Source organism: Pseudomonas sediminis, assembly GCF_002741105.1.
Taxonomy (GTDB): domain Bacteria; phylum Pseudomonadota; class Gammaproteobacteria; order Pseudomonadales; family Pseudomonadaceae; genus Aquipseudomonas; species Aquipseudomonas sediminis.
On the sequence record NZ_NIQU01000005.1, the window covers coordinates 65,116 to 85,009 of the forward strand.

Here is a 19,894-nt window from a genome sequence, read left to right on the forward strand (position 1 = left end):
ACCGGGCCTGTGTGGTGGATTTTACGCTTTGCTGCCCAGCGTCTCGGCCTTGCGCAGCCAGCTCTGGCGTTGTTCTTCGCTGGACGGGCGCACCGGGGCGAACTCGCTCAGACGCCGCGTTTTGATCCCGCAGAAACCGAGGATGGTACGCACCATCTGCCGATGCGCCGGGGCTCCGTAGATCCAGCGGAAATACCAGCGTGGCGTGTCCATGGTCACCAGCAGGTCAGCGCTGCGCCCGCTGAGCAGCTTGTCCCAGAGTTGCGAGCGGTTGCGGTACTTGAAGGCGAAGCCGGGCAGGAACACCCGGTCGAAGAAACCCTTTAGCAGCGCAGGAATGCCGCCCCACCAGACGGGGTAGACGAACACCAGGTGCTCGGCCCAGTGAATCAGACGCTGAGCTTCGAGCAGGTCCGGCTCCAGATTCTGGCTCTGCTCGTAACCTTCACGCAGGATTGGGTCGAACTGCATTTCGCCCAGTCTGAGCTGGCGCACCACGTGCCCCTTGCTACGTGCTCCCAGGCTGTAGGCCTCGGCCAGTGCGTGGCAGAGGCTGTCCTTCTTGGGGTTGCCGAGAATCAGCAGGATGCGTTTGCCATCGCCTTCCAGCGGTGTGGCGCCACTCTTGCCTTCAGTCATGCCGCCCGGCTCCGAGCATGTCCTGCGGTCGTACCCATTGGTCGAACTCCTCTTCGTTCAGGTAGCCGAGCTGCAGTGCGGCCTGGCGTAGCGTGCTGCCTTCGGCGTAGGCCTTCTTGGCGATTTCGGCGGCTTTGTCATAGCCGATGTGGGGGTTGAGCGCTGTCACCAGCATCAAGCCGTTTTCCAGGTGCGCAGCCATTTGCGCGGCATCCGGCTGCAGGTCGGCGACGCAATGCTGCTGGAAGTTGCGGCAGCCATCGGCGAGCAGGCGGATCGATTGCAGCAGGTTGTGGATGATCACCGGCTTGAACACGTTGAGCTGCAGGTGTCCCTGGCTGGCGGCGAAGCTGATCGTAGCGTCGTTACCCAGCACCTGGCAGGCCAGCATCGACAGCGCTTCGCACTGGGTCGGGTTGACCTTGCCAGGCATGATCGAACTACCCGGCTCGTTGGCTGGCAGGCGCACTTCGGCGAAGCCGGCGCGCGGGCCGGAGCCGAGCAGGCGCAGGTCGTTGGCCAGCTTCATCAGGGCCACGGCCAGGGTTTTCAGCGCGCCGGAGAGCTGCACCAGCGGCTCGTGCCCGGACAGTGCGGCGAACTTGTTCGGTGCGCTGGTCAGCGGCAGGCCGGAGAGTGCGGCCAGTTCGGCGGCGATGGCTTCGGCGAAACCGGCCGGTGCGTTCAGCCCGGTGCCGACGGCAGTACCGCCCTGGGCCAGCTCGCAGACGGCGGGCAGTGCAGCGCGAATCGCGGCCTCGGCATGGCCGAGCTGGGCGACGAAGGCCGACAGCTCCTGGCCGAAGGTGATGGGGGTGGCGTCCATCATATGGGTGCGCCCGGTCTTGACCAGGTTGGCGTGGCGCTGCGCCTGTTCCTGCAGGCCGTCACGCAGTTCGGCCAGCGCCGGCAGTAGGGCGTGGCGAACGCCCTGCACAGCGGCGATGTGCATGGCGGTGGGGAAGCAGTCATTGGAGCTTTGCGCGCGGTTGACATGGTCATTGGGGTGCACTGGGTTCTTGCCGCCGCGTTGGCCGCCGGCCAGTTCGTTGGCACGGCCGGCGATCACCTCGTTGACATTCATGTTGCTCTGCGTGCCGCTGCCGGTTTGCCAGACCACCAGGGGGAATTGCGCGTCGTGCTGGCCTTCGAGCACTTCGTCGGCAGCCTGTTCGATCAGTCGGGCGATATCCGCCGGCAGCTCGCCGCTGCGGCTGTTGACCCGTGCCGCGGCTTTCTTGATCAGCGCCAAAGCATGCAACACGGCCAGCGGCATGCGCTCCTGGCCGATGGCGAAGTTGATCAGCGAGCGCTGGGTCTGCGCGCCCCAGTAGGCGTCGTTAGGGACTTCGATGGGGCCGATGCTGTCGGTTTCGGTGCGGCTCATGGCGTTCTCCGGGGCAAGTGCAAGGTTGCTGGCAGTTTAGGTCGCGCCACCGAAGACTGGTTCCACAACTTATCTATCAGGTTGATTGGAGCCTTTGAAAGCGCGACTACCAGCGGGCGTGGGTTTCACCCAGCCAGCCCAGTGCTCCGTCTACCGGCACGCGCTCGCCTTTAGGGCCGCGCAGTACGCCGTCGTAATGACCGAAGCGCTGCACGGTGTTGGCGTGAAACGGACCGAGTTTGGGGCAGGCCTTGTGCAGTTGGCGGGGCGTGAAGCGCAGGGCCACGCGATCATCTTCGCTGTCCAGACGCCAGGGAGCCAGCGGCGCCTGCGAGCTGCGCTCGATATGCAGGGGGCTGTCGAGCAATTGCACTTCACCGCCGAACCACAGGGAGTTTTCCGACAGGCCGCTGTGATCGAGCCAGCCAGCGCCGAAGTTGCCGGCAATGCCGCCCGCTGCAGCGAAAGCCGCGCGCTGCCAGTATGTGTTCAGCGGCCAGACACCGCGACCGAAATCCAGCGCGGCGAAGCTCTGGCCCGGCACACAGCTGTAGTGCTTGCCGCCCAACTGCAGGCTACCCGCGGTGGGCAGGCCTAGCTGGCGACAGGTGGCATGGAAACCGCCTTTTTGCAGGGGCGCAACCAGATTGATCGATTGCAGATGGGCGGGGCGTTGTATGTCTAGAGCAACCTGTAGGGGCTGGCCGCCGATATCCGGGGCGGCAGCGGTGAGGCGCAGGCGTCCGGGGTGCTCATCGATGCGCAGCTGCAGGCGAGAGTGGCTGAAAGCATGGCTCTCCAGCGGCAGGTCGGGCAACTGGCAGCCGAGGGCGAAGGGACGGAACTGGGTATGGGCGACGGCCTGGCCGGTTTCCAGGTCGAGGAAGTAGGCGGCGCCGTAGCCGAGGTAGTCGAGGTCAGCCAGGGTTAGCGAGAGCATCCACTGCGGCGTGGTGATGCACCAGTGATTCCAGCGTTTGCGCCGCCCGGCGTGGCCGTGCAGGGTGCAGTCCACCTGCGGGCGGCTGGACCAGCCAATGGCTTCGTCCAGCAATCGGCCTTTGCTGTCGCAAAGCGGCTGGAGCGGAAGGGGCGCGTGTGAGGTGAGGCTGGTCATCGGGCACGTCCGTGTGTGTACGCGGGCTGGCGATCAATTGCCGGCTCTTGAGGTGCGCACGCCTTGTTGAATAATAGTGGGGAGGTCGCAAAGAATGCCGAGCCCACCCGAGCATGAGCAAGTACTGGCATTTTGGCAACTGACCAGTGGGTGCGCCGGTCAACATGACGGGTGTGAGCCAGCGCACAACGCGCATCGCTTGAGGGATTTCCGCACAGGGCACAAAATGCCGCCTTCGTAGTCTACCCAGACTCATTCACAACCTCTGGACGCTCTCCATGCTCCGTTTTTCCAAACTCTGCACCGCCGTTCTGCTCAGCGCGAGCGCATCCCTGGCCATGGCCGATGCCGCCAGTCATGCTGCCGATGCCGAGCGTTTTCTCAAGTTGGCTCACGCCGACAAGCTGACCGTGCCGGTCTACGGCCAGGTGCAGCAGATGTTCGCCCAGCGTTTCGCCGAGGCGCCGAACGGCAAGAAAGCAGTACTCGAGAGTTACCAGGCCAAGGCCAATACCGCGCTGGACAAGGCGGTCGGCTGGGACAAGCTCAAGCCGGACATGGTCAGGCTCTACACAAGCAACTTCAATGAGCAGGAGCTCAAGGACCTGATCGCCTTCTACGAGTCGCCGCTGGGACAGAAGGTACTGCAGAAAATGCCGACTCTCACCGCACAGTCCGCGCAGATCACCCAGAGCAAGCTGGAGTCCGCCGTGCCTGAGGTGAACAAGCTGCTGGCCGACATGAGCAACGAGCTCGGCCTGCCTAAACAGCCCTGATGGAGCCCGAGATGTCCAAGCAAGACCTGATCGTCACCGCCCTGGCCGCGCTGCAACCCGAGCACCTCGAAGTGCTGGACGAGAGCCATATGCACAGCCGCGGTCTGGAAACCCACTACAAGGCGGTGATCGTCAGCCCGGCATTTGCTGGCCTGAATGCGGTCAAGCGACATCAGAAGGTGTATGCGACGGTCGGCGAGTTGATGGGACAGATCCACGCGCTGGCGCTGCATACCTACACCCCGCAGGAGTGGGCGGCGCAGGGCGTGGCGCCGGCTTCGCCGACCTGCCGCGGCGGTCATTGATGTAGCTCGGCTGTAATCCGGGGGAACCCGCCGGTAATTCCAGGATTGCATCCGGGCGACGTGACAGGCTGTCGCGCCTTGTCGCCAAGCCACCCCGGCGAATCCCTGCTTTGCTACAATCCGTCCGCGCCGGCCCACGCCGGCGCTTTCGTTTAGATTCTCGATCCAGCGAGCTGGAGCCATGCAAGGCGCTACGTTAGTAACGCAGCACGGCCGACGCGCAGCTGATCGAGGGCCAGTCCGCCCTTTACGTGGGCGACTACTGAGAGAATATTTATGACCGACAAGATCGTCGTTGCGGCGCTATATAAATTCGTCTCCCTGCCGGACTATCAGGCGCTGCGCGAACCCCTGCTGCAAACCCTCATCGATAACGACATCAAGGGCACCCTGTTGCTCGCCGAGGAGGGTATCAACGGCACCGTTTCCGGCACCCGTGCCGCTATCGATGCACTGCTCGCCTGGTTCCGCCTGGACGCCCGTCTGGCCGATGTCGACCATAAGGAATCCTATTGCGATGAGCAGCCGTTCTATCGCACCAAGGTCAAGCTGAAGAAAGAGATCGTCACTCTCGGTGTACCTGGCGTCGACCCCAACCAGCGCGTCGGTACCTACGTCGAGCCGCAGGACTGGAACGCCCTGATCAGCGACCCTGAAGTGCTGTTGATCGATACCCGCAACGACTACGAAGTGGCCATCGGCACCTTCGAGGGTGCCATCGACCCGAAGACCAAGTCGTTCCGCGAATTTCCCGAGTACATCCGCGAGCACTTCGACCCGAGCAAGCACAAGAAGGTGGCGATGTTCTGCACCGGCGGTATCCGCTGCGAGAAGGCCTCCAGCTACATGCTCGGCGAGGGTTTTGAAGAGGTCTATCACCTCAAGGGCGGCATTCTCAAATACCTCGAGGAGGTGCCACAGGAAGAGACCAAGTGGCAGGGCGACTGTTTCGTCTTCGACAATCGCGTGACCGTTCGCCATGACCTGTCTGAAGGTGATTACGATCAGTGTCACGCCTGCCGTACGCCGATCTCCGTGGAAGAGCGCCAGTCCGAGTTCTACAGCCCTGGCGTCAGTTGCCCGCATTGCTGGGATTCGCTGCCGGAGAAGACCCGTGAAGGCGCCCGCGAACGGCAGAAACAGATCGAACTGGCCCGTGCGCGCAATCAACCGCACCCCATCGGCCGCGACCCCCGCCAACTGAACGAGGCCTGACCATGGCTAGCCGCCTGCTCTACGTGATGGATCCGATGTGCTCCTGGTGCTGGGGTTTTGCACCGGTAATCGAAACCCTCGTCGAGCAGGCGGCCGCAGCCGATGTGCCGCTGCAGATCGTGGTAGGCGGCTTGCGCCGTGATCAGGTGGCTGTCGATGCCGCCGCACGGGTGCGTTACCTGGGCTACTGGCAGGCGGTCAATGCCAGCACCGGACAACTGTTCGACTTCGAGCGCGGCCTGCCGGAAGGGATGGTGTATGACACCGAACCCGCCTGCCGCGCGTTGGTCACTGCACGTAGTCTCGATGCGCAGAGCGCCTGGACGCTGCTCAAGCTGATTCAGCAAGCCTTCTACACCGAAGGGGCCGACGTCACCCAGGCCAGCGTGTTGGTGCAACTGGCCGAGCAGGCGGGCATCCCGCGCATCGAGTTTGCCGAGGCCTTCGACAGCCAGGCCATGGAGGACGCGACCGCCGCCGATTTCACCTGGGTGCAGGACCTGGGCATCGCCGGCTTCCCCACGCTGCTGGCCGAGCGCGATGGCCAACTGGCGCTGCTGACCAACGGCTATCAGCCGCTCGAGGTGTTATCGCCGCTGCTGGGGCGCTGGCTGGAGCGCGCTGCCAATGCCTGATCGGTTGAGCTGGGCAGAAATTCGTCGCCTGGCCCTGCGTCACAAGAAAGCGCTGATCCTGGCCAATCTGGTCGCCGTGCTGGCGACCCTGTGCAGTGTGCCGATCCCATTGCTGTTGCCGTTGCTGGTCGACGAAGTGCTGCTGAACGACGGCGATGCGGCGCTCAAGGTGATGGACAACTTCCTCCCGACCGAGTGGGAAACGGCAGCTGGCTATATCGGCCTGATGCTGGTGCTGACGCTGCTGCTGCGCGGCTCGGCGCTGATCTTCAACGTCTTGCAGGCGCGGCTGTTCGCCAGGTTGTCGAAGGACATCGTCTACCGCATCCGCATGCGTCTGATCGAGCGGCTCAAACGCATTTCCCTTGGCGAGTACGAGAGCCTGGGCGGCGGCACCGTGACCACCCACCTGGTCACCGATCTGGACACCCTGGACAAGTTCGTCGGCGAGACCCTGAGCCGCTTTCTGGTTGCGATCCTGACCCTGGTCGGCACCTCGGCCATCCTGATCTGGATGCATTGGCAGCTGGCCTTGCTGATTCTGCTGTTCAACCCGCTGGTGATCTACGCCACCGTGCTGCTGGGCAAGAAGGTCAAGCACCTGAAGAAGTTGGAGAACGACAGCACCTCGCGCTTCACCCAGGCGCTGACCGAGACCCTGGAGGCGATTCAGGAAGTGCGTGCCGGCAACCGCCAAGGCTACTTCCTTGGTCGCCTTGGCGGGCGGGCGCGCGAGGTGCGCGACTATGCGGTGGCCTCGCAATGGAAGAGCGATGCCTCCAACCGTGCCAGCGGCCTGCTGTTCCAGTTCGGTATCGACGTGTTCCGCGCGGCGGCGATGCTCACCGTGCTGTTTTCCGACCTGTCCATCGGCCAGATGCTCGCGGTGTTCAGCTACCTGTGGTTCATGATCGGTCCGGTGGAGCAGCTGCTCAGTCTGCAATACGCGTTCTACGCCGCAGGCGGCGCGCTGACGCGGATCAACGAGCTGCTGGCACGCAAGGACGAGCCGCAGTACGACGGGCGCGTCGATCCTTTCAAGGGGCGTGACACGGTCGGTATCGAGGTGCGCGGATTGACCTTCGGCTATGACGACGAGCCGGTGCTGGATCGGCTCGATCTGTCCATCGGCCCGGGCGAGAAGGTGGCCATCGTTGGCGCCTCCGGCGGAGGCAAGAGTACTCTGGTGCAGTTGCTGCTGGGTCTGTACACGCCGCAGGCCGGCAGCATTCGCTTCGGCGGCAGCGCGCTGGAGGAGATCGGCCTGGATTGCGTGCGCGACAACGTCGCGGTGGTGCTGCAGCACCCAGCGCTGTTCAACGACACGGTACGCGCCAACCTGACCATGGGCCGCGAGCGCAGCGATGAGGCTTGCTGGCAGGCGCTGCGCATCGCCCAGCTGCACGACACCATTGCGCAACTGCCGCTAGGGCTGGACAGCGTGGTCGGGCGTAGCGGTGTGCGTTTGTCCGGCGGGCAGCGCCAGCGCCTGGCCATTGCCCGTATGGTGCTGGCCGAGCCCAAGGTTGTGATCCTCGACGAAGCCACTTCGGCACTGGATGCCGCCACCGAGTACGCCTTGCACGAAGCGCTGGCGCAGTTCCTTGAAGGCCGCACCACGCTGATCATCGCTCACCGCCTGAGTGCGGTGAAGCAGGCCGATCGCGTGCTGGTGTTCGACGGCGGCAGCGTCGCCGAGGATGGTGACCACCAGCAACTGATCGCAGAAGGTGGCTTGTACGCCAAGCTCTACGGGCATTTGCAGCAGGGCTGAGTCGTAGGGTGCGCCGTGCGCACCGCAGCGATCAGGATTTTCGGGAAATTCTTCGCGGCTGAAACCGCTCCCACAAGGTTTCGCTGCTGCACTGACAGGCTGCCCCCCGTTCTGTGGGAGGCGCTTCAGCGGCGACGCTCTAGCTCAGTCATGGCTCATCAGCGCTTCGCTCAACTCCTCGAACAGCGTCTGCACCGAGCGCAAGGCGCGGCAGTCCGGGCGGGTCAGCAGCCAGAGTTCGGTGTCGCAGCCGGCCAGCGGCGGGCCGAGTGGCTTGAGTTCGGGGTGGGCGCGCAACACGAAGTCGGGCAGGGCGGCAACCCCCAGGCCGGCACGTGCCAGTTGCGCCACGGCATACATGCTGCTGCAACGGTAGTTGGGCGTGACGCCCGGCAATTCGCGCAGGCGCCAGAGTACCGTGGCGTGATCCGGCATCGCCTCGTCCGGGGCGATCCAGCTCTGCCGCGCCAGGTCGCTGCGATCCTGATCATCGTCACGGGCGCAAACGACGTAGGACACCTTGGCCAGACGCCGGCCCACCAGGTGCTCCGGCGGCTCATTGGTCAGGCGCAGGGCCAGGTCTGCATCGCGTCGGCTCAGGTTGGCGAAGTCATTGGAAGTCACCAACTCCAGCGCCAGGGCCGGGTAATTGGGCATGAAACGAGCCATTGCCGGTAGCAGCAGGCCGCTCAAGACCGCATCGGTGCAAGTCAGGCGTACCGTGCCGCTGACCACCTGCTTGCCCAGCTCCAGCGCCACACGGGCGGCATCCAGTGCCTGTTCGGCGCGCTCGGCCTGCTCGGCCAGGGCTCGAGCGGTTTCGCTGGGCTCATAGCCGCGTCGACTCTTCTCGAACAGCGCCACCCCCAGGGCGGCTTCGAGCCGGCGCACGGCACGGAACACCGTGGACACGTCGACCTGCATCAATTCTGCCGCCCGCGCCAGTGAGCGACCACGCACCAGGGCGAGCACCAGAGAGAGGTCGGTATGGTCGATATGATATTGCATGGCTGCAATCTCTGCTTGTCTATTCGCCAATTATTATTGCGCGAGCGCCATCTTATAGTGGCAGGGAGACGGTCATGCAAGAGGGGATAGGCGTATGTACAGCAAGTGTCGAGTCAAGGTCGCCCTGGTAGGTGATTACAGTGCGGCAGTTACCGCGCACCGTGCCATTCCAGAGGCGCTACGCCTGGCTGGTGAAGCGCTGGGAGTGGTGGTCGAATATGACTGGCTGGCCACTGAGCGCATTCTCGATGACACGACCTTGCAGGCTTATGACGGCATCTGGTGCGTGCCGGGCAGTCCGTATGCTGCTACCGAGGGTGCGCTACGCGCGATCCGTTTCGCCCGCGAGCAGGGCGTGCCATTTCTCGGCACCTGTGGTGGCTTCCAGCACGCGTTGCTGGAATATGCACGCAATCAGCTGGGGTGGGTGGATGCCGAACACGGCGAGCTTTCGTCGCAAACGCAGAACCCTCTGATCGCGCCGCTGAGCTGCGCCTTGCTGGATGTCAGCGAGCATGTGCACCTGGTTTCCGGTTCGCGTATCGCCGAGCTCTACGGTGTACGCGAGATCAGCGAGCAGTACCTGTGTCGCTACGGCCTTTCCGATGCTTTCGTCGAGCCGCTGATGGCGCAGGCGCTGAAGGCTTCCGGGCATGACGAGGCGGGTGCCGTGCGCGCCATCGAGCTGGAAGATCATCCGTTCTTCATCGCCACCCTGTTCCAGCCCGAGCGTGCGGCGCTGGAAGGGCGCCTGCCGCCGCTGGTCGCCGGCCTGGTTGGTGCCTGCGCGGTGCAGTCCGTGCATGAGGCGCAGCAGGAAGCAGTGGCTTGATCGCCGCCACGCCGGAGCCACCCTATTACGTGGTGATGTTCACCTCGGAGCGTACCGACGTGGACACCGGTTATGCCGAGGCGGCGCAGCGCATGCTTGAGCTGGCTGCACAGCAGCCCGGCTTTCTCGGCGTGGAGTCGGCGCGCAGCGACGGCCTGGGCATCACCTTGTCCTACTGGCAGAGCGAGGAGGCCATTCGCGGCTGGCGCGAGCATGCCGAGCACCGCGCCGTTCGCGAGCAGGGGCGCACCGACTGGTACGCCGCCTTCACCACTCGCGTGGCCAAGGTCGAACGCGCCTACACATTCTCGCGCCCGAGCTGAGTGATAGTGGCAAGCCGGCTGACCGTCGTGTAAGGATTATTTTACGGTTGTCAGTTCTTCCCGTGCCTTGCCTGGAAGGCGTAAGGAAAATTTGCCACTGCCGCACTCGGCCGATGCGTTGAAGTGTCGCAACGCATCTTGAGAGCGGGTCTGCGCTCGGTTGTCATGAGGTTGTCCGCAACGCATTCGTGCGCTGCCATAACAATGACAATCAGGAGGCGAGATGAACGCCGTGGCCAAGATCGAGCAGCACAACCCCATCGGAACCGACGGTTTCGAGTTCGTCGAATTCACCGCACCGAATGCCGAAGGTATCGAGCAACTGCGCCAGTTGTTCACCGCCATGGGCTTCACCGAAACCGCCAAGCACCGCTCCAAAGAGGTGTGGTTGTTTCAGCAGAACGACATCAACATCGTGCTCAACGGCAGCCCTACCGGCCACGTGCGCGCCTTCGGCGAAAAGCATGGCCCCAGTGCCTGCGCCATGGCCTTCCGGGTCAAGAATGCGGCCCAGGCTGCGGCTTATGTCGAACAGCAGGGCGCAACGCTGGTGGGCAGCCACGCCAACTTCGGTGAGCTGAACATCCCCTGCGTCGAAGGTATCGGTGGCTCGTTGCTGTATCTGGTTGACCGCTATGGTGACAAGAGCATCTACGACGTCGACTTCGAGTACATCGAAGGCCGCAGCGCCAATGACAACGCCGTCGGCCTGCAATGCATCGATCACCTGACCCACAACGTGCGCCGCGGGCAGATGGACGTCTGGTCCGGCTTCTACGAGCGTATCGCCAATTTTCGCGAGATCCGCTACTTCGATATCGAAGGCAAGCTCACCGGCCTGTTCTCCCGCGCCATGACCGCGCCGTGCGGCAAGATCCGCATCCCGATCAATGAGTCGGCCGATGACAAGTCGCAGATCGAGGAATTCATCCGCGAGTACCACGGCGAAGGCATCCAGCACATCGCCCTGAGCACCGACGACATCTACGCCACCGTGCGCCAACTGCGCGCCAATGGCGTCGACTTCATGACCACCCCTGACACCTACTACGAGAAGGTCGACAGCCGCGTCGCCGGTCATGGCGAGCCGACGGACGTATTGCGTGAGCTGAACATCCTGATCGATGGTGCGCCCGGCGATGACGGCATCCTGCTGCAGATTTTCACCAACACGGTGATCGGCCCGATCTTCTTCGAGATCATCCAGCGCAAGGGCAACCAGGGTTTTGGCGAGGGCAACTTCAAGGCGCTGTTCGAATCCATCGAGGAAGACCAGCTGCGTCGCGGTGTGATCGCCGAGGAGTGATGCCATGAGCCGCCAATGGATCCGCTTTCCCCTGCGTGAGGGCGAGTGTTCGCGCCAGGCGCACTGCGACCTGCCGCAGGGCACCTACGAGCGCGAGATGGGCCGCGAAGGCTTTTTCGGCCCCACTGCGCACCTGCACCACAAGCATCCGCCGACCGGCTGGATCGACTGGGAAGGCCCGCTGCGTCCGCACGCGTTCAACTTCAACAACATTCCCAGCGAGCGCGACTGCCCGCTGGCGGCGCCGCTTACCCTGCACAACGCCGACGTCAAGCTGCGCGTGTGGCGCACCCACGGCGCGATGCGCCATCTGGTGCGCAACGCCGACGGCGATGAGTTGCTGTTCGTGCACGAGGGCAGTGGGCATTTCTACTGCGATTTCGGCCATCTGGAGTACCGCGACGGCGACTACCTGCTGATCCCCCGTGGCACCGCCTGGCGTATCGAGGCCAGCACACCGAGTTACTTCCTGCTGATCGAGAACACTGACGGCGCGTATCAGCTGCCGGACAAGGGCCTGCTCGGCCCGCAGGCGATCTTCGACCTGGCGGTGCTGGAGCACCCGCATATCGATGACGCCTTCAAGGCGCAGCAGGACGAGAACACCTGGCAGATTCGCATCAAGCGGCGCGGCCAGATCAGCACCGTGACCTACCCCTACAACCCGCTGGATGTGGTCGGCTGGCATGGCGACAACACCGTGGTGCGCTTGAACTGGCGCGACATCCGTCCGCTGGTCAGCCACCGCTACCACCTGCCGCCGTCGGTGCACACGACCTTCGTCGCCAATGGCTTCGTGATCTGCACCTTCACCCCGCGCCCGGTGGAGTCCGACCCCGGCGCGCTCAAGGTGCCGTTCTTCCACAACAATGACGACTACGACGAAGTGCTGTTCTACCACCGTGGCAACTTCTTCAGCCGCGACAACATCGAGCAGGGCATGGTCACCCTGCACCCGTGCGGCTTCCCCCATGGGCCGCACCCCAAGGCGCTGAAGAAGAGTCAGGAAGATCCGGCCACTTTCATCGACGAGGTGGCGGTGATGATCGACACTCGCCGCGCCCTGGAGGTGGCCGATGCCGCTGCTGCGGTGGACGTGGCCGAGTACGTCAACTCCTGGCGTGCGCCGGGTCTGTAGCTGCACACGGATTTCTGATTGCAATGGTGCGCCCGGCGCACCCTACGAGGTTAGAGCATGAAACTCGCATCACTGAACCAAGGCCGCGATGGCGTGCTGATCGTCGTTTCCCGCGATCTCACCCGTGCCGTCGTTGTGCCGCAGATCGCTTTCACCCTGCAGGCTGCGCTGGACGACTGGGCTGTGGCCCGGCCCAAGCTCGAAGCGGTCTATCAGCGCCTCAACGACGGCATGGAAGAGGGCGCTTTCGCCTTCGATCAGGCCGCCTGTCACAGCCCGCTGCCGCGTGCCTATCACTGGGCCGACGGCAGCGCCTACGTCAATCATGTCGAGTTGGTGCGCAAGGCGCGTGGCGCCGAGATGCCCGAATCCTTCTGGCATGATCCACTGATGTACCAGGGCGGCGCCGATGCCTTCATCCCGCCGCACAGCCCGATCAGCCTGGCCGACGAAGCCTGGGGCATCGACCTGGAAGCCGAGCTGGCAGTGGTCACCGACGATGTGCCGATGGGCGCCACACCGGCCGAAGCGGGCGGCCATATCCGTCTGCTGATGCTGGTCAACGACGTCTCGCTGCGCAATCTGATTCCTGGCGAGTTGGCCAAGGGCTTTGGTTTCTACCAGAGCAAACCGTCGTCGAGCTTCTCCCCGGTGGCCATCACCCCGGATGAAATGGGCGAGAGCTGGAAGGACGGCAAGGTGCACCGGCCGTTGGTGTCGCATATCAACGGCGCGCTCTTCGGTCAGCCGAACGCCGGTGTGGACATGACCTTCAACTTCCCGACTCTGGTGGCCCATGCCGCCAAGACCCGACCGCTGGGCGCGGGCACCATCATCGGCTCGGGCACCGTGTCCAACTACGACCGCAGCGCCGGTTCGAGCTGCCTGGCAGAGAAACGCATGTTGGAGATCGTCGAGTCGGGCGAGGCGAAGACGCCGTTCCTCAAGTTCGGCGACCGGGTACGTATCGAGATGTTCGACGTAGCTGGGCAGAGCATCTTCGGCGCCATCGATCAGGTGGTGGAAAAGTACGACGCCCACTGATCGGTAGGAGCGGCTTTAGCCGCGATTCGTCTGAAGTCGCTAAAAGCATCGCGGCTGAAGCCGTTCCTACCAAGTCGTGTTTCGAAAGGAATCCGCAATGTTGAAACTCTACGGCTACTGGCGCTCCAGCGCCGCCTATCGCGTGCGTATCGCCCTGAATCTCAAGGGGCTGGCCTGCGAGCAAGTGCCGGTGCACCTGGTCAAGGATGGCGGCCAGCAGCACGGCGCCGCCTACCGTACGCTGAACCCGCAGGGCCTGCTGCCACTGCTGGTGGACGAAGAAAACGGCGGCGTGCGTATTGCCCAGTCGCTGGCGATCATCGAGTACCTAGAAGAAATCTTCCCGGTGCCGGCGCTGCTGCCGGCCGATCCGGCCGAGCGTGCGCAGGTGCGTGCGCTGGCGCTGCATCTTGCATGCGACGTGCACCCGCTGAACAACCTGCGCGTGCTGCAGTACCTGAGCGGTGAGTTGGGTGTCAGCGACGAGGCGAAGAACGCCTGGTACCGACACTGGGTCGCGCTCGGTCTGACCGCCGTGGAGGAGGGCATGGCTGTGTTCGACGGCCGCCTGTCGCTCGGCGACCGACCTGGATATCTGGAAGCCTGCCTGATTCCGCAGCTGTATAATGCGCGGCGTTTTAACTGTGACCTTGCCGCGTACCCACGCATTGTCGCCATGGCGGCGCGCTGTGAACCCCTGGAGGCCTTCCAACTGGCCTTGCCGGAGGCACAAGCCGACGCTCAGTGACACCTTCGGCTTCACCCAAGCCTTGCATTCCGCTGCGCCACAAGCGCGGCGGGTCCGATTCCGTCACAGATAAAAACAAACAGGTGACGCATGACCCGTGAAAAACCGAAGAACCTCTGGCTCTCGCGCTGGGGTTTTATCCTCGCTGCAACCGGCTCGGCCGTCGGCCTGGGCAATATCTGGAAATTCCCTTACATCACTGGCGAGTACGGCGGCGGCGCCTTCGTGCTGATGTACCTGGCGTGCATCCTGGCCATCGGCATTCCGGTGATGATGACCGAGATCGCCATCGGTCGCCGTGGCCGCGGTAGCCCCATCGACGCCATCGGCCGCGTGGTCCGCGAGAACGGTGGCAACCCGCTGTGGAAGGCGGTCGGCGGTATGGCCATGCTCGCCGGCTTCATGATCCTGTGCTTCTACGTGGTCGTTGCCGGCTGGGCTTTCGCCTATACGTGGAAGATGCTCGACGGTTCGCTGGCGGCCACCAGCGTCGAAGCACTGGGCGGGGTGTTTGAGGCGCACAATGCCAATCCCTGGCAACTCGGTGGCTGGAGTGTATTGGTGGCGCTGCTGACGTTGTGGATCGTCGCCAAGGGCGTGCAGAAAGGCATCGAGAATGCCGTACGCTGGATGATGCCGGGTCTGGCGCTGATGCTGGTGGCGCTGGTTGGCTATGCGTTCACCAGTGGCAGTTTCAGTGCAGGCTTCGGCTTCCTCTTCCACTTCGATGCCTCGAAGATCACCGGTGAGGCACTGTTGGCGGCACTGGGGCACGCCTTCTTCACCCTGAGCCTGGCCTCGGGCGCCATTCTCACTTACGGCTCCTACATCCCGGATGGGCAATCCATCGCGCGGACCACCTTCATCGTCGCACTCTGCGATACCTGCGTGGCGTTGCTGGCCGGTCTGGCGATCTTCCCGATCATCTTCGCCAACGGCATGAGCCCTAGCGCTGGGCCGGGGCTGATCTTCATGAGCCTGCCGCTGGCCTTCCAGCAGATGCCATTCGGTACTGCGTTCGGGGTCTTGTTCTTCGCCATGGTATCGATCGCCGCGCTGACCTCGGCGATTTCGATGATCGAGGCCAGCGTGGCCTACCTGAACGAAAAGCACGGCATCAGCCGCCTGCGCGCTGCCATCGGGGCCGGCGCGGTGCTGCTGGTGATCAGCCTGCTGGCAATGCTGTCGTTCAACCTGCTGACGGGCTGGACGCCGCTGGGCAAAAACTTCTTCGACTGGCTGGATTACCTCACCTCGCGCTGGATGATGCCGCTGGGCGGCATCTTCATGGTCGTACTCGCAGGCTACGCACTGCGCGGCGAGATCATGCGTGACGAGCTGGGTCTACCGCCTGCGGGGTATGCGCTGTGGCTGTTCATGGTGCGCTACGTCAGCCCGGTGCTGATCATGGTGGTGTTCCTGCATGCGCTGGGCTGGCTGATGTTCGATCCCGTACTGCAGTGGTACTGGATTGCCGGTGCCATCGGCCTGCTGGCTGTGGCTGGGGAGGTTCTACGGCCGAGAGTGGTGCCGGCGCTCGCCGGGCGCTGATCGCGGCTCGAATCCAGAGGCGCAGCTTCGGCAGAGCTGCGCCTTTTTTGTTGCGATAAGCCAGAAACGGCGCCTCAGTAGGCGGTATTTCGCCATTTATTCGGCGTCAATAAGCGGATAGTTGCCTGTCTTGGCCATTTCATTGGCTATGCTGAGAGCCATGGGTTGGCTAATTGCCAGCACTCAAGCGGGGGCACTCTTTGCCGATAAACCGGACTCGACATGGCACAGCAGTTGCGTAGTCAGTCGACCAGGTCGCGCCCACGATGCGCGGCTGTATAAGAAGAATCTGGAGTCGCCGTTATGTTCAAGCCTGCCGCACGCTTTTTCGCCAATCTTGCCGTCGGCAAGAAACTCTTTATCGGTTTCGGCCTCGTGCTGTTGCTTACCGCCGCCATGACGGTCAGTGGCTATCTGGCGGTTCAAGCGGTACTACATGGGCATGAGCAGGTTGGGCAGTTGGCGCAGGTGAACCAGGAGATTCTTCAGGCGCGTCGTCTGGAACGCAGTTTCGCCATCGAACAGACTCAGGAGAGTGCAGAGCGTGTGCGCGAAAGCTTGCTCAAGGTACAGGGCATGCTGGAGCACCTGGGCAAGGATGCAACCGAAAGCACGCGTGTGCAGACCATGCAGCAGGCCACTGCCGAGTACCTGAAGCAGTTCGACAACTATGTCGAGCAGCAGGGCAAGGCGCGCGAAGCACGCCAGGACATGCGCACTGCTGCTGGAGAAACCCGTGACCAGTTCGAGGTGATCGAGCTGGACATGTATGACGCCGTGCGTGAGCTGCGCCTGCAGGGTGATCGTCTGCGGGGTAGCGACCCCCTGACCCTGGCGGAAACCGCATCCGGCCTGAGCAAACGCATGCTCGACCTGCGCGGCCAGGAAAGCCTGTACATCATCGATGGCTCGCCCGAAGCGCTGGAAGAGTGGGAGTACGTCAGCGAAGACCTGCAGACCGTTGCCCGCAGCCTGACCGTCTGGCTCAACGATGATCAGAAAGCCTCCATCGAAACTGCCCTGCAGGCGTTGACTCTCTACCAGCGCTCCTTCCTCTACTACCAACAGCTGCGTGAGCAGAACCAGGCCACCGAGAAGGCCATGATCGAGCGTGCACGCTCGGTCGTTGACCTGGCTGAGTCGGCCCAGGCCGGCGCCGAAGCCCGGATGCTCGCCGGCACTCAGCGCGCACTGGTGATGCTCGGCATCATGGGCGTGGCCGCTGTGGTGTTTGGGCTGTGCGCCGCGCTGCTGATCACTCGTCTGATCGTCGCGCCGCTGCGCCAGACCGTGACCTTTGCCCAGCGTATCGCCGCCGGTGACCTCAGCCACGACATTCCGCAGGACCGCGGTGACGAAGTGGGCCAGTTGCTTGCCGCCATGCAGGACATGACCGTGAGCCTGCGCAATCTGGTTGGCCGTATTGGCGGGGGTGTCGGGCAGATTGCTGCAGCTGCCGAGCAACTGTCTGCGATCACCGCGCAAACCAGCGCCGGGGTGCAGACGCAAAAACTGGAAACCGAACAGACCGCTACCGCCATGCACCAGATGGCCGCCACCGTGCAGGAAGTGGCGCAGAACGCCGAGCAGGCTTCACTGGCCGCACGCGATGCCGACCTGGAGGCACAGCAGGGTAATCGCGTGGTGCAGCAAGCCGTGGACCAGATCGACAGCCTGGCCAGCGAAGTGGAGCAGTCGGCCAAGGCCATCGCCGACCTGAATCAGGAAAGCGCGCGCATCGGCAGCGTGCTTGAAGTGATTCGCAACGTCGCCGAGCAGACCAACCTGCTAGCACTCAACGCGGCCATCGAGGCGGCGCGCGCCGGCGAGCAGGGCCGTGGTTTCGCCGTGGTCGCCGATGAGGTGCGGGCGCTGGCCAAGCGTGCTCAGGAGAGCACCGAGGAGATCGAAAGCCTGATCGCCGGCCTGCAACGCATGGCCAAAGGCGCGGTGCAGCAGATGGACAGCAGCCGTGATCTGACCCGGCGTACCGTCGAGTTGGCCGGTGAAGCCGGCGATGCTCTGGGTCGTATCACCCAGGCGGTGAGCACCATCGAGCAGATGAACCAGCAGATCGCTGCCGCCGCCGAGGAGCAGAGTGCGGTAGCCGAGGCGATCAACGAAAGCGTCACCCGCGTGCGCGATATCGGTGAGCAGAGCGCCACTGCCAGCGAGCAGACCGCCGCGTCCAGCGCCGAGCTGGCTCGCCTGGGAGTGGAACTGCAGGGGATGGTGCGACAGTTCCGCACCTGACGCGGGCGAACCGGGACTCCGGCCGCAGGCGGGCGTAGGGTGGACTCAGGAGCGTCAGCGAACAGTCCGCCGTCTTCGGCGTGGCAAAAGTCCTGACGGCGTACTGCTTCGCGAGTACGCCCTACAGCGCTCTTTCCCACGCATTCAGGTTCGGGCCGGACTGAAGCGTTGACCCGAGATTGCCGGATGGTAGAGCGGCTGGATCTTGTTGCCGGCGGGGTCCAGCAGGTGGAAGCTGCGTGCGCCGTCGCCATGGTCGAAGGGGCGATCCAGCAGTGTCACCCCACGCGCCTTGAGGTATTGGTACCAGGCATCCAGCTCCTCGACGCTGTCGACGATGAAACCGTAGTGATCGACCAGCGGTACGCCATGGCTCTCTGCATAGGCGCGGCCGAGCGAGAGGTTGTCATTGCCACAGGTCAGGTAGACCAGGTCCTCGTTGGCGCGGTGCAGCAACTGCATGCCCAGCACGTCCACGTAGAAACGCTCGCACGCTTCCAGGTTGGGTACCAGCAGGGCCAGGTGGCGCAGGCCATTGAGGCGCGACGGGCGTTCGAGCATCTTTTTGCACTCCATTATGTATACAATTATTTTTCAAATATAAAACATAATGGAGTTCGCTGTGTACGTGCTATTGCTCAAGACCCAACTCAAACCCGGCAGTTTCGAGACGTTCATGGACGCCATGCGGATCAACGCCGCTGCTTCGGTGCGCGATGAACCGGGCTGCCTGACCTTCGACGTGATGCGCGACCGCAGTGATGCCGATCTGGTGTGGCTGTACGAGGTATACGTCGACGAGGCGGCTTTCGAGGCGCATACGCGAACTGCGCATTTCCTCGCGAGTCGGCCGCTGGTGGAGCCGCTGATCGAGCGTCAAGACGCCATCGAAGCCGATATGCTGGCGTTCAATCCGTCGCGTTGAAGGCCCACGTCCCGCAGGGTGGGCCAAGCACTGCGCTGCAGTTCAGCCCAGATGAAAGCCGCCATCGATGGGGATGATGGCGCCTGTCATGTAAGAGCCGGCGCTGCCGGCCAAGCTCAGGGCCAGGGCGGCCATTTCCTCTTCACGGCCCCAGCGCTTCATCGGAATTACTGCGGTATCGGCGGCGAGCGCGGCTTCGTCCTCGGCGATGAAACGGGTCATCTTGCTCGGGAAGCGGCCCGGTGCGATCACGTTGACGTTGATGTGCTCGTCGACCAGTTCCTTGGCCAGCATGCGCGACAGTTGATGCAGCGCCGCCTTGCTCGGCCCGTATGCATAGGCTTGTTCGCTCATGGCGCTGATGCCGGCCACCGAGCCGATATTGATCACCCGCGCCGGGCAGTCCGCCGAGCCGGCCTTGCGCAGCAGCGGAAGCAGTTGCTGGATACAGCCGAACACCGAGGTGACGTTGAGCTGCATGACCTTTTCCCAGCCTTTGGCAGGGTAGCTCTCCAGCGGTGCGCCCCAGGTGGTACCGGCGTTGTTGACCAGAATGTCCAGGCGCTCGATACGTTCGCTTAGCTCGCGCGCCAGCGCCTGCACGCCTTCCTCGCTGGCCAGGTTGGCGGCGATGCCGGTGCACTGGCCCAGCGCCGAGAGTTCAGCGGCGGTTTGCGCACAGGCTTCGCCGTCGCGCGCGCAAACATAGACATGGGCGCCGGCTTCGACGAAGGCTTTGGCGATCATCAGGCCGATGCCACGGGTGCCACCGGTGACCAGGGCAGTGCGCCCGGCAAGGGAGAAGTAAGGATGCATGGAAAGGCCTCGCGAGATGGTGAGGGCTTCACCCTAGGGCCTGGCAGCGGGGAATGCAGGCATCATTGCCGGCCGAAATGACGCTTTATGCGTTTTGTCTGG

The 19,894-nt window shown here is 63.5% G+C and carries 20 protein-coding genes and 1 pseudogene; 15 read left to right on the forward strand and 6 right to left on the reverse strand.

Going from position 1 to position 19,894, the window contains the following annotated elements:
• Nucleotides 1-21: 21 nt before the first annotated feature.
• The 3 genes from CDO35_RS13500 to CDO35_RS13510 all read right to left on the reverse strand — a co-directional run bounded on the left by CDO35_RS13500 (nt 22) and on the right by CDO35_RS13510 (nt 3,143).
• Complete coding sequence (locus CDO35_RS13500) at nt 22-639, reverse strand: NAD(P)H-dependent oxidoreductase (RefSeq protein WP_099525231.1); 618 nt, start codon at nt 637-639, stop codon at nt 22-24.
• A complete protein-coding gene (locus tag CDO35_RS13505) occupies nt 632-2,026 on the reverse strand; it encodes a class II fumarate hydratase (RefSeq protein ID WP_099525232.1) in 1,395 nt (464 codons plus the stop codon). The genes CDO35_RS13500 and CDO35_RS13505 overlap by 8 nt, the downstream gene beginning before the upstream one ends.
• Nucleotides 2,027-2,132: 106 nt before the next feature.
• The gene (locus CDO35_RS13510) at nt 2,133-3,143 is read right to left on the reverse strand and encodes a DUF2804 domain-containing protein (protein ID WP_059391596.1); all 1,011 of its coding nucleotides are present in this window, start codon (nt 3,141-3,143) and stop codon (nt 2,133-2,135) included.
• A 278-nt stretch (nt 3,144-3,421) separates the two neighbouring features.
• On the opposite strand from CDO35_RS13510, the gene CDO35_RS13515 reads away from it, so the two are divergent.
• From CDO35_RS13515 to CDO35_RS13535, 5 genes are all read left to right on the forward strand, one after another.
• Nucleotides 3,422-3,919: a DUF2059 domain-containing protein gene (locus tag CDO35_RS13515; RefSeq protein ID WP_099525233.1), complete on the forward strand. Its 498-nt coding sequence runs from the start codon at nt 3,422-3,424 to the stop codon at nt 3,917-3,919.
• A gap of 11 nt (nt 3,920-3,930) precedes the next feature.
• Nucleotides 3,931-4,224, forward strand: coding sequence for a BolA family protein (locus tag CDO35_RS13520; RefSeq protein ID WP_099525234.1), 294 nt, complete (start codon nt 3,931-3,933; stop codon nt 4,222-4,224).
• Nucleotides 4,225-4,500: 276 nt separating this feature from the next.
• Nucleotides 4,501-5,439, forward strand: coding sequence for an oxygen-dependent tRNA uridine(34) hydroxylase TrhO (gene trhO / locus CDO35_RS13525; protein WP_099525235.1), 939 nt, complete (start codon nt 4,501-4,503; stop codon nt 5,437-5,439).
• Nucleotides 5,440-5,441: 2 nt separating this feature from the next.
• Nucleotides 5,442-6,074 (forward strand): DsbA family protein, encoded by a 633-nt coding sequence (locus CDO35_RS13530; RefSeq protein WP_099525236.1) that lies wholly within the window; start codon nt 5,442-5,444, stop codon nt 6,072-6,074.
• The gene (locus CDO35_RS13535; RefSeq protein WP_099525237.1) at nt 6,067-7,848 is read left to right on the forward strand and encodes an ABC transporter ATP-binding protein; all 1,782 of its coding nucleotides are present in this window, start codon (nt 6,067-6,069) and stop codon (nt 7,846-7,848) included. The genes CDO35_RS13530 and CDO35_RS13535 overlap by 8 nt, the downstream gene beginning before the upstream one ends.
• Nucleotides 7,849-7,992: 144 nt before the next feature.
• On the opposite strand, the gene CDO35_RS13540 is transcribed toward CDO35_RS13535, so the two are convergent.
• A complete protein-coding gene (locus tag CDO35_RS13540) occupies nt 7,993-8,856 on the reverse strand; it encodes a LysR family transcriptional regulator (RefSeq protein WP_099525238.1) in 864 nt (287 codons plus the stop codon).
• 94 nt (nt 8,857-8,950) lie between these two features.
• Here CDO35_RS13540 and CDO35_RS13545 point away from each other — a divergent pair, with 94 nt between their 5' ends.
• The 9 genes and pseudogenes from CDO35_RS13545 (at nt 8,951) to CDO35_RS23280 (ending at nt 18,051) form a co-directional block, all read left to right on the forward strand.
• Nucleotides 8,951-9,688, forward strand: a complete 738-nt coding sequence (locus tag CDO35_RS13545) for a CTP synthase C-terminal region-related (seleno)protein (RefSeq protein ID WP_099525239.1) — start codon at nt 8,951-8,953, stop codon at nt 9,686-9,688.
• On the forward strand, nt 9,685-10,011 hold the full coding sequence (locus tag CDO35_RS13550; protein WP_099525240.1) for an antibiotic biosynthesis monooxygenase family protein: 327 nt from the start codon (nt 9,685-9,687) through the stop codon (nt 10,009-10,011). The genes CDO35_RS13545 and CDO35_RS13550 overlap by 4 nt, the downstream gene beginning before the upstream one ends.
• A 223-nt stretch (nt 10,012-10,234) precedes the next feature.
• A complete protein-coding gene (hppD, locus tag CDO35_RS13555; protein WP_099525241.1) occupies nt 10,235-11,317 on the forward strand; it encodes a 4-hydroxyphenylpyruvate dioxygenase in 1,083 nt (360 codons plus the stop codon).
• A 4-nt stretch (nt 11,318-11,321) separates the two neighbouring features.
• Entirely contained in the window at nt 11,322-12,455 is a 1,134-nt protein-coding gene (locus CDO35_RS13560; protein ID WP_099525242.1) for a homogentisate 1,2-dioxygenase, read from the forward strand.
• Between the two features lie 57 nt (nt 12,456-12,512).
• Nucleotides 12,513-13,499, forward strand: coding sequence for a fumarylacetoacetate hydrolase family protein (locus tag CDO35_RS13565; protein ID WP_099525243.1), 987 nt, complete (start codon nt 12,513-12,515; stop codon nt 13,497-13,499).
• Nucleotides 13,500-13,596: 97 nt separating this feature from the next.
• Nucleotides 13,597-14,247 (forward strand): maleylacetoacetate isomerase, encoded by a 651-nt coding sequence (gene maiA, locus CDO35_RS13570; protein WP_099525244.1) that lies wholly within the window; start codon nt 13,597-13,599, stop codon nt 14,245-14,247.
• 90 nt (nt 14,248-14,337) lie between these two features.
• Nucleotides 14,338-15,798 carry a sodium-dependent transporter gene (locus tag CDO35_RS13575; protein WP_099525245.1) on the forward strand — a complete coding sequence of 487 codons (1,461 nt, stop codon included), beginning with the start codon at nt 14,338-14,340 and terminating at the stop codon, nt 15,796-15,798.
• 1,209 nt (nt 15,799-17,007) lie between these two features.
• Nucleotides 17,008-17,193 (forward strand): annotated as a pseudogene (locus tag CDO35_RS23275) (HAMP domain-containing protein); the annotation flags it as partial.
• A complete protein-coding gene (locus CDO35_RS23280) occupies nt 17,188-18,051 on the forward strand; it encodes a methyl-accepting chemotaxis protein (protein ID WP_371916955.1) in 864 nt (287 codons plus the stop codon). The pseudogene CDO35_RS23275 and the gene CDO35_RS23280, both read left to right, overlap by 6 nt.
• A 144-nt stretch (nt 18,052-18,195) precedes the next feature.
• On the opposite strand, the gene CDO35_RS13585 is transcribed toward CDO35_RS23280, so the two are convergent.
• Entirely contained in the window at nt 18,196-18,612 is a 417-nt protein-coding gene (locus CDO35_RS13585; protein ID WP_099525247.1) for a VOC family protein, read from the reverse strand.
• Nucleotides 18,613-18,673: 61 nt separating this feature from the next.
• Between CDO35_RS13585 and CDO35_RS13590 the strand changes: the two genes are divergently transcribed.
• Entirely contained in the window at nt 18,674-18,976 is a 303-nt protein-coding gene (locus CDO35_RS13590; RefSeq protein ID WP_099525248.1) for a putative quinol monooxygenase, read from the forward strand.
• Between the two features lie 42 nt (nt 18,977-19,018).
• On the opposite strand, the gene CDO35_RS13595 is transcribed toward CDO35_RS13590, so the two are convergent.
• Nucleotides 19,019-19,792 (reverse strand): SDR family oxidoreductase, encoded by a 774-nt coding sequence (locus tag CDO35_RS13595; RefSeq protein ID WP_099525249.1) that lies wholly within the window; start codon nt 19,790-19,792, stop codon nt 19,019-19,021.
• Nucleotides 19,793-19,894: the final 102 nt, after the last annotated feature.